The sequence below is a fragment of the Aeromonas sp. 25-248 genome, assembly GCF_053005425.1.
In genome coordinates this window covers 479,460-495,051 of the sequence record NZ_JBRKTB010000002.1, presented here as the reverse complement: position 1 = coordinate 495,051, position 15,592 = coordinate 479,460, and the positions used below count along the sequence as shown (strand labels likewise).

Annotated in this window: 13 protein-coding genes; 7 read left to right on the top strand and 6 right to left on the bottom strand. The window is 65.2% G+C overall.

Annotated elements, in window-relative coordinates; translation table 11 throughout:
• Positions 1 to 4: 4 nt before the first annotated feature.
• Entirely contained in the window at positions 5 to 2,560 is a 2,556-nt protein-coding gene (gene mprF, locus ACVDHI_RS05600; RefSeq protein ID WP_324063532.1) for a bifunctional lysylphosphatidylglycerol flippase/synthetase MprF, read from the bottom strand.
• A gap of 219 nt (positions 2,561 to 2,779) precedes the next feature.
• Here mprF and ACVDHI_RS05595 point away from each other — a divergent pair, with 219 nt between their 5' ends.
• The 3 genes from ACVDHI_RS05595 (at position 2,780) to ACVDHI_RS05585 (ending at position 5,751) form a co-directional block, all read left to right on the top strand.
• Entirely contained in the window at positions 2,780 to 3,490 is a 711-nt protein-coding gene (locus ACVDHI_RS05595) for a metallophosphoesterase (RefSeq protein ID WP_447211832.1), read from the top strand.
• Between the two features lie 178 nt (positions 3,491 to 3,668).
• Entirely contained in the window at positions 3,669 to 5,096 is a 1,428-nt protein-coding gene (gene sbcB, locus ACVDHI_RS05590) for an exodeoxyribonuclease I (protein WP_447211831.1), read from the top strand.
• Between the two features lie 148 nt (positions 5,097 to 5,244).
• Complete coding sequence (locus ACVDHI_RS05585) at positions 5,245 to 5,751, top strand: hypothetical protein (RefSeq protein WP_010674463.1); 507 nt, start codon at positions 5,245 to 5,247, stop codon at positions 5,749 to 5,751.
• Between the two features lie 58 nt (positions 5,752 to 5,809).
• Here ACVDHI_RS05585 and ACVDHI_RS05580 read toward each other — a convergent pair whose 3' ends face one another.
• The gene (locus ACVDHI_RS05580) at positions 5,810 to 7,525 is read right to left on the bottom strand and encodes a glycoside hydrolase family 36 protein (protein WP_447211830.1); all 1,716 of its coding nucleotides are present in this window, start codon (positions 7,523 to 7,525) and stop codon (positions 5,810 to 5,812) included.
• A 129-nt stretch (positions 7,526 to 7,654) separates the two neighbouring features.
• Here ACVDHI_RS05580 and ACVDHI_RS05575 point away from each other — a divergent pair, with 129 nt between their 5' ends.
• The 3 genes from ACVDHI_RS05575 (at position 7,655) to cdd (ending at position 9,805) form a co-directional block, all read left to right on the top strand.
• The gene (locus tag ACVDHI_RS05575; RefSeq protein WP_201934298.1) at positions 7,655 to 8,014 is read left to right on the top strand and encodes a CidA/LrgA family protein; all 360 of its coding nucleotides are present in this window, start codon (positions 7,655 to 7,657) and stop codon (positions 8,012 to 8,014) included.
• A complete protein-coding gene (locus ACVDHI_RS05570; RefSeq protein WP_039038883.1) occupies positions 8,011 to 8,697 on the top strand; it encodes an LrgB family protein in 687 nt (228 codons plus the stop codon). Before ACVDHI_RS05575 ends, ACVDHI_RS05570 begins: the two co-directional genes overlap by 4 nt.
• Positions 8,698 to 8,923: 226 nt before the next feature.
• The gene (cdd, locus tag ACVDHI_RS05565) at positions 8,924 to 9,805 is read left to right on the top strand and encodes a cytidine deaminase (RefSeq protein WP_010674459.1); all 882 of its coding nucleotides are present in this window, start codon (positions 8,924 to 8,926) and stop codon (positions 9,803 to 9,805) included.
• A gap of 480 nt (positions 9,806 to 10,285) precedes the next feature.
• On the opposite strand, the gene ACVDHI_RS05560 is transcribed toward cdd, so the two are convergent.
• From ACVDHI_RS05560 to ACVDHI_RS05550, 3 genes are all read right to left on the bottom strand, one after another.
• Positions 10,286 to 11,950: an AMP-binding protein gene (locus tag ACVDHI_RS05560; protein WP_043155860.1), complete on the bottom strand. Its 1,665-nt coding sequence runs from the start codon at positions 11,948 to 11,950 to the stop codon at positions 10,286 to 10,288.
• Positions 11,951 to 12,049: 99 nt separating this feature from the next.
• Positions 12,050 to 12,328: a YfcL family protein gene (locus ACVDHI_RS05555; protein WP_010674457.1), complete on the bottom strand. Its 279-nt coding sequence runs from the start codon at positions 12,326 to 12,328 to the stop codon at positions 12,050 to 12,052.
• A 107-nt stretch (positions 12,329 to 12,435) separates the two neighbouring features.
• Positions 12,436 to 13,551, bottom strand: coding sequence for an ATP-NAD kinase family protein (locus tag ACVDHI_RS05550; RefSeq protein ID WP_042017248.1), 1,116 nt, complete (start codon positions 13,549 to 13,551; stop codon positions 12,436 to 12,438).
• Positions 13,552 to 13,668: 117 nt separating this feature from the next.
• Between ACVDHI_RS05550 and ACVDHI_RS05545 the strand changes: the two genes are divergently transcribed.
• Positions 13,669 to 14,391 carry a TerC family protein gene (locus tag ACVDHI_RS05545; RefSeq protein WP_010674455.1) on the top strand — a complete coding sequence of 241 codons (723 nt, stop codon included), beginning with the start codon at positions 13,669 to 13,671 and terminating at the stop codon, positions 14,389 to 14,391.
• Between the two features lie 86 nt (positions 14,392 to 14,477).
• Here the strand turns inward: ACVDHI_RS05545 and aroG are convergent, their stop codons facing one another.
• Entirely contained in the window at positions 14,478 to 15,533 is a 1,056-nt protein-coding gene (gene aroG / locus ACVDHI_RS05540) for a 3-deoxy-7-phosphoheptulonate synthase AroG (RefSeq protein ID WP_041212942.1), read from the bottom strand.
• Between the last annotated feature and the right edge of the window lie 59 nt (positions 15,534 to 15,592).

Genomic DNA, 15,592 nt, shown 5'->3' with positions numbered 1-15,592 from the left:
ACTCCTATTTCTTCATGAGCCCGAAGGGGCCGCGACTGATGAGGGAGACGAGATGAGTCAGGGTCCGGGGCAGCACCAGATGACCGGTACAGAGCAGGTAGCGGGGCTCCCACCTTGGGCCGAACTTCTCCTTGTAACGCCGCAATCCCTGGAAGTTGTAGAAACGGCTGCCCCGGGTGAACAGGGTGTTGCCAAGGCGGGCCCAGTAACCGCCGAGGGGGTTGTCGTTGAAGCCCGACATGGGGGCCATCCCCAGGTTGAAGCTGGCATAACCCTCCTGCTTGCCCCACAGCAGGAGCTCGACAAACAGGAAATCCATGACCGGCGCCGCCCCTGTGTCCAGGCTGTAGCGCATCAGATCGATGGAGAGGCTCTCCTTGTTGTCGCTGGTCCAGAGGTTGGCAAACCCGACGATCTGCCCCTCCCGCCGCACCAGCGCCATCGGGTTGAGGGTGAGGTAGGCAGGATCGAAACTGCCCACGGAGAAGCCCTTCTCCCTGCCCTGCTTGCTGTGCAGCCAGCTGTCGGAGATCCCCTTCAACTCGGGCAGCAGGGGGGCAATCTCACCGGGGGCCACCACCTCGAAGCGCAGCCCTTCCCGCTTGCCCTTGGCGTGACTCTGGCGCAGGTTGCGCAGGCGACTGCCGGCGAGATCGAAGTTCGGCAGATCCACGATGGCTTCCTCCCCCAGCTTGAAGGGGATGAGCCCGAGATCCAGATAGACAGGCAGATAACGGGCCGACACCTGGTAGAAGACCGGGCTGACGTCGTGCTCGTCACAGCGCTCGCGAAACTGCCAGAGCAGCTCTTCCACGAGGGAGGGCTGGCCGACGGGATCCCCCATCACTATCCAGCTGCTGCCCTCGGCCCCGTACATAAGGAACGCCTCGCCGCTTGGGTGGAACAGCAGGGACTTGTCCCCGAGCTGGGCCAGGTAGCCGTGGCCTCCCCCTGCCCGCATCACCAGCCCATGGGCACGGGAGAGCGCCTCGGCATCCGGCTTGCAGGCGGCGAGGCGCAAGGGAGCCAGCAGGTGGGCCACCCCGACCACCGCCAGCACGCCGATGACGCTCCCCATGGCGCGCAGGGCACGGGAAGCGGCCCCGGGTCCGTGGGCCGAGACGTGCAGCCAGAGGGAAGGGTCGTACTCCACATGGCGGTAGGAGAAGAGCAGCAACCACAAGGCCCCCAGCAGCACGGCTCCCACCGACATCAGCCAGGAAGGGGTAAACCGGGCGTGAAGCAGGGAACCCTTGCGATAAAAGAGGGAGTGGCAGGGGGTGATGATGAGCAAGAAGCCCCCGAGCAGCAGGGCCGACTCCCAGTCAAACCCCTTGAACAGGGAGAACAGCATGCCAAGTCCCAGCAGCCACTGGGTGATCCTGAATGCCCCGTCATGACGGCGGTAGAGGCTGTGGGCCAGCAACAGCAGCAACACGCCGCTGACGCTGCCGAGCACATGGGAGAGCTCCAGCAGGTGCAGGGGCAACACCTCCAGGAAGGCTTCGATCCGCCCCCTCATGGTGGGGATCATCCCGGAGCAGAGCAGCAGGGTACCCGCCGCGAAGGTACCCATGCTCACCAGGGCGGGCACAAACTCCCGGGTCGCCATCATCACCCCCTGCAGCCGGTGCAGGCGGGCCCGCTGTTGCAGCAGCTCCTGACCTGCGAACAGCAGCAGGGCACAGAGGAAGGGCAGGAAGTAGTAGACGCAGCGGTAGATAAGCAGGGAGGCGAGCAGCTTGTCCACCGGCAGATAGTGTGTGAGCAGCAGGCTCATGCTCGCCTCGAAGACCCCGATGCCCCCCGGCACATGGGCCAGCACCCCGAGCAGACTGGAGAGCACGAAGGCACTGAGCAGCACCGGATAGGGCACGCTGCCCGATGGCAGCAGCACATAGAGCACGGCGGCGGCGGCCATCCAGTCAAGCAGGGCGATGAGCAGTTGCAGCAGGCGGTATCTGATGCGCGGCAGGAACAGCGGGTGTCCGCGCCAGACCAGGGCAGCCCCCGGCCACACCAGATATGCCAGCACCGTCAGCAGGGCCAGGCCCCCCGCCAGTTGCAACAACCCGGTCGCCCAGCGGGGCCAGTCCACCAGCAGGGCCGCCCCCTGCCCCAGCAGCAGGGCACTGCCCCCCCAGCCCAGCAGACCGAGGAAGAAGGTGATGGAGCAAAAGAGGATCACCCTGGCCACCTCCCCGGTGCCAAGCCCCAGGGAGGAGTAGAGCCGGTAGCGTACCGAGGAGCCGGTGAGCAGCGCAAAGCCCAGGGTGTTGGAGAAGGTGTAGGCGATGAAGGAGGTCATCCCCACCTGCTGCCAGGGCAGTCGCTTGTCCAGCACCTTCAGGGCCAGCAGATCGTAGCAGCAAAGGCAGCCATAGCTGAGCAGGGTGAGCAGCAGGGCGCCCCCCAACTGCGGCAAGGGTTGTGACCAGATGGCCTGGCGGATGTCGTGCCAGTGCCACAGGTGGGTCAAATGATAGAGGACGGTCAAGGCCGCCCCCAGCAGCAGCAGGCTGCACAGGGGGCCTATCCAGATCAACAGCTGACGCCGCATTCAAGATTCCTGTCGAAAAGCGTGGAGAAAGAGAGGCTCCGAAAGCGGGCGGACAAGGCGCCCTCCCGGAGTGACTCCCCCACAGGCAGCGCATGACGCCGCACGTTCACGGGGGCAATCCTATGATTTACCAGGCCCTGCCCGCTCGCCACTTTTCTTCTGTAACCTTATGTACAGGCAGACAAAACATCCCCGTCCGGGATAGAGGCAGGAGACGCCATGACACCCTCCCCCCTGATAAGACGCTTCCCCCAAAACGCCCAGGGGCGCGATCTGGCCGTCGGCGACATCCACGGCCACTTCGCCCTGTTGCAGCAGGCCCTCGACACCCTGGATTTTGATCCCGCCCGGGACCGTCTCTTCAGCGTCGGGGATCTGGCGGATCGCGGGCCCGAGTGCAGCGAGGTGATCCACTGGCTGGCCAGACCCTGGTTTCACCCGGTCTGCGGCAATCACGATGACTACGTCTGCCGTTACGAGAGCTGCGATCGGGAGAACTGGATCCGAAACGGCGGCGGCTGGTTTGAACGGCTCTCCCCCCATCAGCAGGCGGCGTTCGCCGTCCACTACCGCAGCCTGCCCCTGGCCATCGAGGTGCAGACCACCCAGGGCCCCGTCGGGCTGCTTCACGCCGATTGCCCCTTCTCCTCCTGGCAGGGGCTGCTGGACCAACTCGATGCAGGGGTGAGCGGCGGACGGCTTCGGGCCATCAAGAACGTCTGCCTCTGGTCAAGGCGCCGTATCGAACGGCTGGACGAGAGCGGGGTCGCGGATCTCGCCGCCCTGGTGGTGGGCCACACCCCGGTGAGGGTGCCGGTGCGCCTTGGCAACGTCCACTACATCGACACCGGCGGCTGGTATCCCGAGGAGGGCGGCTACTTCACCCTGCTGGACCTCAATACCCTGACTCCTCACTTTCCCCAGCCCTGAGCCGGACCGATGGGATGACCAGGCTCACGGACAACGCCCACTGCCCATTAAAGCGCCAGGCGAACGCCCCGGACTTCGCTCTGCCAGCGCGATGGTTTACCATGCAGGCAATTGCGGTGCATGGCACCCCCACCCAGGCGCCAGTCGCCGCCGTCATCGGATACTCCTTTCGAGCAACATGAGCACATCAGCGCACCCGGCCAGCGGGCCCACGTTCTACTTCCACGACTACGAGACCTTCGGCATCAGTCCGGCCAAAGACAGGCCGTCGCAGTTTGCGGGCATTCGCACCGACGCGGATTTCAACCTCATCGGCGAGCCGCTGGTGATTTACTGCAAGCCGCCGGCGGATTACCTGCCGGAGCCGGAAGCCTGCCTCATCACCGGCATCACGCCGCAAAAGGCGATGAAGGACGGCCTGTGCGAGGCGGACTTCATCCGCCAGATCCACGCAGAGTTCGCCACCCCGGGCACCTGCGTGCTCGGCTACAACAGCATCCGCTTCGATGACGAGGTGACCCGCTACACCCTCTATCGCAACTTCTATGACCCCTATGCCTACGCCTGGCAGAACGGCAACTCCCGCTGGGACATCCTCGACATGCTGCGGGCCTGCTACGCCCTGCGCCCGCAGGGGATAGAGTGGGCGTTTGACGACGAGGGCAAGCCGAGCTTCAGGCTGGAGAAACTCACCGTGGCCAACGGCGTGGCCCACGCCAACGCCCACGATGCGCTCTCGGATGTGCTGGCCACCATCGAGATGGCCAGGCTGGTGAAAAAAGCCCAGCCCAAGCTCTTCGAGTACCTCTTTGATCTTCGCAACAAGAACAAGGTGAAGGCCCTCATCGACGTGGTGACCATGAAACCCCTGGTGCACGTCTCCGGCATGTTCTCCCCCTGGCAAGGGTGTGCAAGCTGGGTGTCGCCGCTCGCCTGGCACCCCAGCAACCAGAACGCGGTGATCATGGTGGATCTTACCCGTGACCCGACTCCGCTCATCGAGCTCTCCTGCGAGGAGATCCGCGAGCGCCTCTACACCAAAAAAGAGGAGCTGGGGGATCTGGCCGGCATTCCGGTCAAACTGGTGCACATCAACAAGTGCCCGGTGCTGGCCCCGGCCGCTACCCTGACCCCGGAGCGAGCGGACGAACTGGGCATCAATCGGGCACAGTGCCGCAAAAGCCTGGATCTGCTGCGGGCCCACCCCGAGGTGCGGGAAAAACTGGTGGAGGTGTTCAACCAGGAGTTTGCCGGCAACACCGACGGCGACCCCGACACCCAGCTCTACGCCGGCTTCTTCGGCCACGGCGACAAGTCCACCATGGATCTGGTGCGCGCCACTACGGCGGATCTGCTGGGGGAGCGGGAGTTTGCCTTCACGGATCCCCGTCTGCCCGAGATGCTGTTCCGTTACCGCGCCCGCAACTGGCCTCACACCTTGAGCGAAGCGGAGCAGAAGCGCTGGCGCCTGCACTGCAGCGACTACTTCAGCCGCCGCCTGCCGGATTATGTGCCGCGCCTGGAAGCCCTGGCGGAACAGAACCAGGGGAACGAACGGAACTTTGCGATTCTAAAGAGTCTCTATCACTACCTTGAAAATCTGTGAGATGTGAGCCGTTTCACAGTTAAAAACCGATGCGTTTCCCCGGCTCGCGACATAATGGGCAGGGAGCCCAAGCTCCTGATAGTGTGAATATTTAGATGCGCTGACGGCATGGATGCCGTGCTTTCGACTGTTGGGGAACTCTCGTTTTATGCGTTCAGCTCTGCCTGCTTTGACACTCGTCGCCTGTGCCCTGCTGCCCCAGGCCGCCCTCGCTGGCGCCCGGTTCGAGGTGCCAGACTACCTCTTGCGCCTGCCGGAGCAGACCTACCGGCTCATCGAGCACAACTTCAGCACCCTCTACCAGCAGACCGACTTCACCCCGCAAATCACCAACAGCTATTTCAACCACTCGGATCTCTACCGCTTCGCCGGCATTCCCCTGGCCATCACGCCGCAAAACGGCTTCCAGATGGAGGTGTTCGGCCAGCTCTACAACAAGTCGTCCCAGATCTATGCCCAGATGAGCCAGGATCTCTCCCTCTATCGCACCCTGCGGGTGGACATGATGGGGGATCAGAGCGACGAGATCGCCATCGGCATGGGGCTCGGCATCCCCCTGACAACCCGCCTCACCGTCAAGGCGCTCGCCTCCAGCAACGAGATCCCGGGCTATGGCTCCGCCAATTACGCCATCGGGATGGAGTGGCACTTCTAGAGACCATTTCGCCACGTAAAAAAGGCTCCCTCGGGAGCCTTTTTGCAGTGCAACGCCATCAGGGGTAGCGGATCACCGCCCCCTGCCCCCCTTGCAGCACCAGGGTGCTCCCCAGGGGCGTCTCGTCCCAGAAGTCCGTGCCCCCCGGCGCCAACGGGAACTCGCAGGGGTGCTCCCCCCAGTTGAACAGGCAGAGCAGCTCGCCGCCCCCGGGCAGCGCCACCCGCCCGCGCTCGAATGCCATCCCCTCGAAGCGGGCCGCCGGGGTGCGCGCGGCGCACAGGGCGAGCAGTTTGCCAAGGCGCGCCCCTTGCGCCTCGTCCAGATCCTGCAATCTGTCCCCCGCCAGCACCATGCCACCGCTCGCCACCAGGGCGGCCAGGTGGAAGTCGTACTCGGCGCGGCTCCCGTGCTGGCCCGGGATATCCCGCAGGCAGACGCAGTCGGGATCCAGCACCCAGAGCCGCTCGTGCTGCCAGGCGCGGCAGAAGGCTTCTCGCGCTATCTGGCGAAAACGGGGGCCCTGGCGCTCCACGTCATCGCTCACCCGCATGCCGTGCACCAGGCCGAGGCTCGGCCACAGCGGCGCATTGCAGCCGAGCAGGAAGGCCCCCTCCCCGGCGCCGCGCAGCACCGCGGCCATGCCGCGCCGATAGGCCTCCACCCTAGTGGCGGCGGGGTCGTGGAAGCGACCACCGTGGATGGCCCCCCAGAAGTTGGCATCGAGCTTGAAGTAGTGAATGCCCCACTGGGTACGCAGGGTGCGAAATACCTGCTCCAGGTGCGTCTGCACCTCGGGGTGGGTGCCATCCAGCACGTACCAGGGGGTGCAGCGCCAGCCCCCGTAGGTGACCCGCTCCGAGGGGAGCGGCAGGCCATCCTCCCCTTTCACGAACCAGTCAGGGTGCTGCTGGAACACCCGGGAGCCGGGCTCGGCGATAAAGGGGGCGACCCAGAGCGCAGGCTCGCAACCGGCGGCGCGGATCTCCCCTGCCAGGGCCGCCACCCCCTCCTCGAACTTGGCGGAAGGGGTGAGCCAGTCCCCCATCCTGGCCTGATAGCCGTCATCTATCTGCACGTAGCGCAGGGCCGGGAAACGCTCGGCCCGCACCGCCAGGTTCTCGCGAATGTCCGCCGCGCTCACGTTCGCGTAGTAGTGATACCAGGAGCACCAGCCGCTCGGGCGCGTGGGCACCTCCCCCACCAGGGAGCCGTGCTCGGCGGCGATATGCTGCGCCAGCGTCGCGAGCAGGGCCTCCCTGTCCGACCCCTCCAGGCAGATCAGCGCCTCGCTCTGCCAGTGCGCACCCGGCGCCAGGGTGCGCCCTTCGGTGTTCATCACGATCTCGAGGCGCCCGTCGGGATGGAGGCGAAATTCCCCGCCAAAGCGCTGGCAGCTCGCAAAGGCCAGCAGCAGCCAGCCCCCCTCCTGCGCCACCAGCAGCAGGTTGTGGACCGTGTGGTAGCCATGGTCGGCGGTGATGCGATAGACAGACGCATCGGGGCAGCGGCCCAGGTGCTCGGGGGCATTCCAGCGTCCCCCGGTCTGGGCCAGCATCTGGAACCCCTCTCCGTAGATGGCCGCGTCGGGCGCAAGTCCGAGATCCCCCTCAAACAGCCGCCAGTGGTGGACGGCCTCGGACTGCTTCCCGGTGTTGTCGAGCCTCACCCGGCAAAGCGGCCCCTCCCACTGGCGGGTTTGCAGCAGGGTGTCAGGGAGGGCGGGATCGGCGGGCAGTTGGCGCAACCGGGCCAGGAGAGAGGGGGTCGACATGGGAACTCCTTCTTGTGAATGGGGTTGAAGCCGGGCCATTGTATCCCCTGCGGGCCAGTTGACCCTGTTCCCTCCCCCCCGTGCCTGTTAAACTGCGACCTCGCTCACACTTGCCAAGATGAGGCCCCCGTGCTGCTGCAACGCACCCTGCGCTACCTTCGTGATTTTCTGGTCATCATCGCCTGTCTGCTGGCAGGCAAGGCCGTGGCGGCCATCCTGCCCTTTGCCTTCCCCGGCAGCATCATCGGCATGCTGCTGCTGTTCGTGCTGCTCTCCTTGCAGATTATCCGCTTCTCCTGGGTCGAGCTGGGGGGCGGCCTGCTGCTGCGCCACATGGGGGTGCTGTTCGTGCCGGTGGCGGTGGGCCTGGTGGCCTGGCTCGAGCCCCTGCGCCAATCCTTCGGTCTCATCATGCTCTGCGTCGTGCTCGGCATCGTGCTCATCCTGGGCGCGGTCGGCCACCTCTATCAAAGGATGAACAAGCCATGATCCTCTGGTTCGCCCTGCCCCTCACCCTGGCCCTCTATTTCATGACCCGGGCCCTCTACCGCCGCCTGCCCTGGCCCGTCATCAATCCGGTGCTGATCCCCACCGCCGTCATCATCGGCCTGCTGCTCTGGCTCGATCTGCCCCTGGATCAGTACCAGCAGGGGGCCTCGCCCCTGACCGCCCTGCTGGAACCCGCCGTGGTGGCCCTGGCCCTGCCGCTTTACCAGCAGGCGCGCCAGATCCGCGACAAGCTCACACCCATCCTGGCCTGCACCCTCACCGCGGTGCTCATCTCGGTCTGCACCACCCTGGGGGTCGGCCACCTGATGGGGGCGGATCCGGCGCTGCTCGCCTCCATCGCCACCAAGTCCATCACCACGCCGCTCGCCATGAGCGTCAGCCAGTCCCTCGGCGGCATTCCCGCCATCGCCGCCGCCGTGGTGGTGGTGGTGGGGATCCTGGGGGCCCTGGCGGGCTATCCCCTGCTCAAGCTGATGCGGGTCACCGACCCCGAGGCCCAGGGGCTCGCCATGGGAGCCTGCGCCCACGCCATCGGCACCGCCGCCTCCGCCGAGCAGGGGGTGACCCAGGGCGCCTTCTCGTCGCTGGCCATGGTGGTGTGCGGTGTGCTGACCGCGGCCATCGCCCCCCTGCTGTTCGCCCTCTACCACTGGCTGGCCTGATCCCCGCTGCCGTGGCCGCCCCTGCGGCCATGGCCTCTGTGCCCTTTCACCGTTTCCATCCGATACCCTCACCTCCCTGATGCCGGGAGCTGGCGCACAGATTGCGAAAGACAAACGTTTCCTTTACCATCCCCGCCCCTTTGCCCATCAAGGCGTGAGCGCGCTCACACAATTCGCCGCGCTTGCTCCCTACAATGGCCCCCCAATTGGCCTTTGAGGACACAGTATGCATCCCCGCTTTGCCAAGCCATTCGAGACCCTTTCCGCCCCGCTCCAGGCCGCCCTGCTGCCCATGCTGGGGGACGATTTCCAGGCCCGTTTCACCCCGGACCAGGTCGCGACCCTGAAAGCCGCCACCGGGCTGGATGACAGGGCCCTGCGTCTGGCCTTGCTGCCGCTGGCGGCCGCCTGCTCGGTGGCCCCCATCTCCAGGTTCTTCGTCGGCGCCATCGCCTGCGGCCTGAGCGGCACCTGGTACTTTGGCGCCAACATGGAGTTCGCGGGCCAGGGGCTGTTCCACTCGGTCCACGCCGAGCAGTCCGCCATCTCCAACGCCTGGCTGGGTGGCGAGACCGGGATCTCCGAGATCACCGTGAACTACACCCCCTGCGGCCACTGCCGCCAGTTCATGAACGAGCTGAGCACCGCCAAGACCCTGAAGGTCTCCCTGCCGGACGATCTCAGCGAGCTGCAATCCTTCCTGCCCCACTCCTTCGGCCCCGCCGATCTCGAGATCACCGATGCCCTGATGAGCCCCCAGGCTCACGACGAGCTGGTGCTCGAGAGCGACGACCCCCTGTGGCAGGCTGCGCTCGCCGCCGCCCGCCAGAGCTATGCCCCCTACAGCCAGGGCTATGCCGCGGTGGCGCTGCAGTTCGAGGATGGGCGCATCTTCTGCGGCCGCTATGCCGAGAACGCCGCCTTCAACCCGAGCCTGCCGCCGATGCAGATGGCCTGCGCCCACGCTGTGCTGGGTGGCGAGGATCTCGCCACCGTGCGCCGCGCCGTGCTGCTGGAGAGCAAGGATGGCCAGATCAGCCAGCGGGATTCGGCCCAGTCCACCCTGAAGGCGCTGGGCTCGGTCGAGCTTGAGTACAAAGCCGTCTGACCCCTGCATCCGCCAACGGGAAGGGGAGCTGCGGCTCCCCTTCTTGCTCTCTGCGGCTCTCATCCTGCCCCTCACCCCCCTTTCTCTGCGCCTCTGGCGCCGTGCATCAGATGCCCCCCTGCCCCATGTGAGGGCGGTCTCCCTCCGATGACCTTATTGGCAGACCTCCTCTTCGGTGTCGGGAAGCCCAGGTTAAGGGGCCAATGCCCCGCCCCTGCCCCTTGCGGCCCCCGTGTGTGACCCCAAGATGCATTTGCCAAGCCACTGGGATCCCGCCTCTCCATGGATTTTGCAAATACCTTCCCTGCCTGTTCCCTCGACGCTGGGCGGTATGGCGGCGGCGGGAAACGTCGGGTAAGGGGTCAATGCCCCAGCCCCGCCCGCCCCCTGTCGGCTTGCTTCCCCCTGAAATACAGCGGGGGAGCCACTGGCTCCCCCGACTGTCATTGATATGGCCCATATGGCGGCACCGACCCCCTGTCAGGACTCCCACAGGATGCGCTGGCTGCCGGACCAGCGCTCGCCGATGTCCGCGTATTTTTGTTCCAGCAGGTGGCGGCGGATCTTCATGGTGGGGGTCAGCACCCCGTTCTCGATGTTCCAGGGGCTCTTGACCACCAGGATGCCCCGCAGGCGAGCGTGGGATTCCAGCTTGTCGTTGACCCGATTGAGGGCAGCCTCCAGCTGGGCTTCCACCCCGGCCTTGTCCCCCTTCATGGCGCTCTCGGCGAGCTGCACCAGGGCGACCGGCTGCGGCATGCCGTAGCCGATGACGCAGAGCTGCTCGATGATGGGCTCCTGCCCGAGCATCCCCTCGATGGGCACCGGGGCCACGTACTTGCCCTTGGCGGTCTTGAAGACATCCTTCATGCGGCCGGTGATGGTGAGGTAACCCTCCCGGTCCAGCTTGCCCATGTCACCGGTGTGCAGCCAGCCCTCGGCGTCGATGGCCTCCGCACTGTGCTCGGGATCCTTGTAGTAGCCCACCATCATGCCGTCGCAGCGACAGAGGATCTCCCCCTCGTCGGAGATCTTGATGGTCACCCCGGGCCCGGCCTTGCCGACGGTGCCTATCTTGTCCGCCCGGAACGGGTAGTTGAGGGTGGAGTAAGCGTGGTTCTCGGTCATGCCCCAGGCCTCGGTGATATGGATGCCGATGCTGTGATACCACTCCAGCAGCGCCGGGGCCACCGGCGCCGAGCCGCAGCCCAGCACCCGCGCCTGATCCAGCCCCAGCCCCTTTTGCAGCTTGCTCTTGATGAGGCTGGAGACGAGGGGGATCTTGAGCAGCAGCGCCAGCTTTTTCTGGGGCAGCTTCTCGTGGATCTTGATGCGGAACATGGCCCAGAGCCGCGGCACCGAGATGAAGACGGTGGGACGGCAGCGCTTGACGTCCTCGATGAAGGTGTCGAGGGATTCGGGGAAGGCGATGGTGGCACCGCTGAACAGGCTGCCTCCGTAGATGTAGACCCGCTCCGTGATGTGGGCAAGGGGCAGGTAGGAGAAGCCGCGATCCTCGGCGGTGAGGGAGACCGCCTCCACCAGCTTCTCGCAGGACCAGGCGTAGCGCTCCACGCTCAGCATGGCCCCCTTGGGCTTGCCGGTGCTGCCGGAGGTGTAGACCAGGCTCAGCAGGGCATCCGGCGCCTGCACCGGGCTGTCCGGGATGGGGTCGTATTGCGCCAGCAGATCGTCCCACTGGTGGGCGGCCGGCATGGTGTCGTAAGGCAGGGCGATACGCAGCAGATCCCCGGGCACCCCCGCCTCCTGGCTCTTCCAGTCGTCCAGCTTGCCGACGAAGATCGCCCTGGTTTCGCTGTGGCGCAGCACGTATTCGATGGTGTCGACGTTGGCGGTGGGGTAGATGGGCACGCTCACGTATCCCCCCATCTGCATCGCCAGATCGGCGATGAACCACTGGGCGCAGTTCTTGGAGAGCAGGGCCACCTTGTCACCGGGCACCAGGCCCAGGGCGCGCAGTGCCGTCACCATGCGCCGCGCCTCGTCGGCGACCTCACCCCAGGTGAAATCGACGTATTCGCGGTGGATGGTCTGACGCAGATAGATTCGGTCGGGACACTGCCGCTCCCAGTGATAGAGCATCTCGAGCGGCAGTCTGGTGGCAATGCGTGAGGTGGAGGCCATGGTTTAATCCCTGAAACAAAAGGCGAGCCTCATTATTAACCTTTTGATAACACTCAGGGAAGCAGATTACTTAAACTTGTGTTTGAACTGCGAATGGGATCAAGCTTCCGCCTGGGCCTGCAGACGCTTCCACATCTCCTGCACCAGCACCTCGTCCTGCTCGGAGAGCTCACCCTGCAAGATGGCCTCGTTCAGGCTGCGCAGCACATAGCTCTTGACGTCCCGCACCAGGGTCTTGCCCTCCAGCTCGGCGCGCGCCACCGCAAGGGAGATGTGCCCTCGCAGATAGCCACCCGCAAACAGCTCGTCTTCGCTGGCCGTGGCGACCATGGCGTCGATCAGTCCCAACAACTTGTGTTCAAAATCGTGAATCGTCATTTAACGCAGCCTCATTTCCGGGGTTGCCGGCAAAAAATTCGGGGAGTGGAACCGCGATCCGGTTGATCGCGGCTCTCTGGCGCCAGGCCAGCCGCATCCTTGATGTCCTATTCCGGGTTGGCCACCGGGTAGATGACCTGATCCTTGTATCCCGTGGTTATGCGCAGATAACCACTCAACGACCGGTTCAGTGCCGGATCGTCGGTGTCCACCAGCAGCGGACGGCCTTCTAGCGCCGCCAGCTTGGCTTTGGTGGCGAGCACCTGGATATGCTCGCGCCCGACGGCCCGGATCACGTCTGGACTCAATTGCTGATTTCCGCGCCCGAACAGATGTCCCTGACCGCCGATCAGGGTGATGATCAGACGGCAGCGACGGCCGCGGATCCGGGTCAGGATCTCGGCGGCGGACAGATCCTGCCCGATAAGCCGGCCATTTTCCACCAGATCCACACCGAGCAAGGTATTTTCCAGACCCAGCTCCCCCATGCAGGCGGCCACCGTGCTCCCCGACCCCATCAGGTAGAGGGTATCGGGCTCCATCTGCTCCACCACACCGGCGGCAAGATCGGCGAGCACCAGCTCCTCGGACTCCCGCCCCCCCTGCTTGACCGCCTGCACGTAGCGCAGATCCCCGGGCACCAGCAGCTGGCCGTAGTGGCGGGCGCGCACCTTGCCGGCGCGAAACGCCTCCTCGTCGATGTCCATCACCTCCGCATCCACCAGGCTCAGAAGCTCCCCTGCGATCATTCTGGCCGCCACCCGGCCGCTCGCCGCCGGCGTCACCCCGTAGACCCCGGAGTGGATTTTGCACCCCGCCGGGATGCCGAGCACATGGCAGGACTCCCCCACCGCCGCGCAGATGTCACGGGCGGTGCCATCGCCACCGGCGAAGAGCAGCAGATCCACCCCGGCATCGCGCAGGGCCAGGGCGGCAGCCCGGGTGTCCTCGGCGCTCGTCTGCGCCCCGGCAGGCCGATGGACAATGCGATGGGGCAGCCCGAGCTCTGCGGCAAGCGTCTCCCCCATCTCACCGGCCACCGTCAGCAGCTCGAATGACGTGGTCAGCTCGCACAGGGGCAACAGGGCCTGGCGGGCCCGCTCCCGGGCCTTGGGGACGGCCCCGCGCGCCAGCGCCTCGGCGACCATGCCGTCACTGCCCTTGAGACCGACGGCCCCGCCGATGCCGGCGACGGGGTTGATGATGAGCCCTAATCGAAACATGTTTCCCTCCTGTTGGATCGCCGCCATTTTTATCTTTTCCCGCCACTGGGACAAGCCATGACCCCCTGCTAAAATGCGCGGCTTCTACCTCAATCACTGTTCAACCAAGGTTCAATCATGCTGGAATGGATTGCTGACCCCTCCGCCTGGGTCGCGCTCGCCACCCTGACCCTGCTCGAGATCGTGCTCGGCATCGACAACATCATTTTCATCTCCATCCTGGTGGGTCGCCTGCCGGAAGCCCAGCGCCAGAAAGCGCGCATCCTGGGGCTGGGGCTCGCCATGGGCACCCGCATCCTGCTGCTGCTCTCCCTGGCCTGGGTGATGCGCCTCACCGAGCCCCTCTTCACCGTGCTGGGGGAAGCCATCTCGGGACGGGATCTCATCCTGCTGGTGGGGGGTCTGTTCCTCATCGCCAAGAGCACCCACGAGATCCACCAGAGCCTGGAAGGGGCCGCCGAAGAGGCGGGTGTGGTGAGCAAGACCGCGGGCTTCCTGTCCACCCTGGTGCAGATCGCCATCCTCGACATCATCTTCAGCCTGGACTCCGTCATCACCGCCGTGGGCATGGCGGATCATGTCCCTGTCATGGTGCTGGCCATCATCATCGCCGTCGGCGTCATGATGTTTGCCGCCAAGGCCATCGGCGACTTCGTCGATACCCACCCCACCATCAAGATGCTGGCCCTCTCCTTCCTTATTCTGGTCGGGGTCGCCCTGATGGCCGAAGGGCTGGATCTGCACATTCCCAAGGGTTACATCTACTTCGCCATGGCCTTCTCGCTGGTGGTGGAGATGATCAACATCCGCCTGCGCGGCCACCAGGAGCGGGCCAAGTAAACCGCGACCTGCCGAGAGATGGCCAAACAAAAAGCGCGACCCAGGGTCGCGCTTTTTTATTGCCCCGCCAACGGGGCGCCTTGGGCTCAGAGGGCGTTGCGAGCGGCCACGGCGTCCGCCAGGTTGCGCAGCAGCACCTCGGTATCGGCCCAGCCGATGCAGGCGTCGGTGATGCTCTGGCCGAAGGTGAGCTCGCACCCGTCCACCAGATCCTGACGCCCTTCCACCAGGTGACTCTCCACCATGACGCCGAACACCGCCTTGCTGCCGGCACGCAGCTGACCGGCCACGTCCTCGGCCACCAGCATCTGGTTCTTGAACTGCTTGCTGCTGTTGGCGTGGCTGAAGTCGATCATCACTTTCTGGGGCAGACCGGCCTTGTCCAGACCACTCACCACCTCATCCACGTGACGGGCGCTGTAGTTGGGCTCGCGGCCACCGCGCAGGATGATGTGACAGTCCGGGTTGCCAGCGGTCGAGACGATGGCGGAGTGGCCGTACTTGGTCACCGACAGGAAGTGGTGCGGGGCGCTGGCGGCGCCGATGGCGTCGATGGCCACCTTGATGGTGCCGTCGGTGCCGTTCTTGAAGCCCACCGGGCAGGAGAGACCGGAGGCCAGCTCGCGGTGTACCTGGGATTCGGTGGTACGGGCGCCGATGGCACCCCAGCTCATCAGATCCGCCACGTATTGCGGGGTGATCATGTCGAGGAACTCGGAGGCGGTCGGCAGCCCCATGTCGTTGAGATCCAGCAAGAGCTTGCGACCCAGGCGCAGGCCGTCGTTGATCTGGCAGCTGTTGTCGAGGTAGGGGTCGTTGATCAGCCCCTTCCAGCCCACTGTGGTACGGGGTTTTTCGAAGTAGACCCGCATCACGATCTCCAGCTGATCTTTCAGCTCGTCGCGCAGCACCTTGAGGCGTTTGCCGTATTCCAGGGCGGCGACCGGATCGTGGATGGAGCAGGGGCCGATCACCACCAGCAGGCGATCATCGTCGCCGGCCAGGATGTTGTGGATGGCCTGACGGGATTCAAACACGGTGGCCGAGGCGGTGTCGGTCGCCGGAAACTTCTCAAGCACCGCAACCGGGGGCAATAACTCTTTGATTTCACTGATACGAACGTCGTCGGTTTGATGCTGCATGACCAAGTTTCCTGCTAGATGACTGCGATAAAGAGATCTCAATCTAGCCCTGTGCCGGG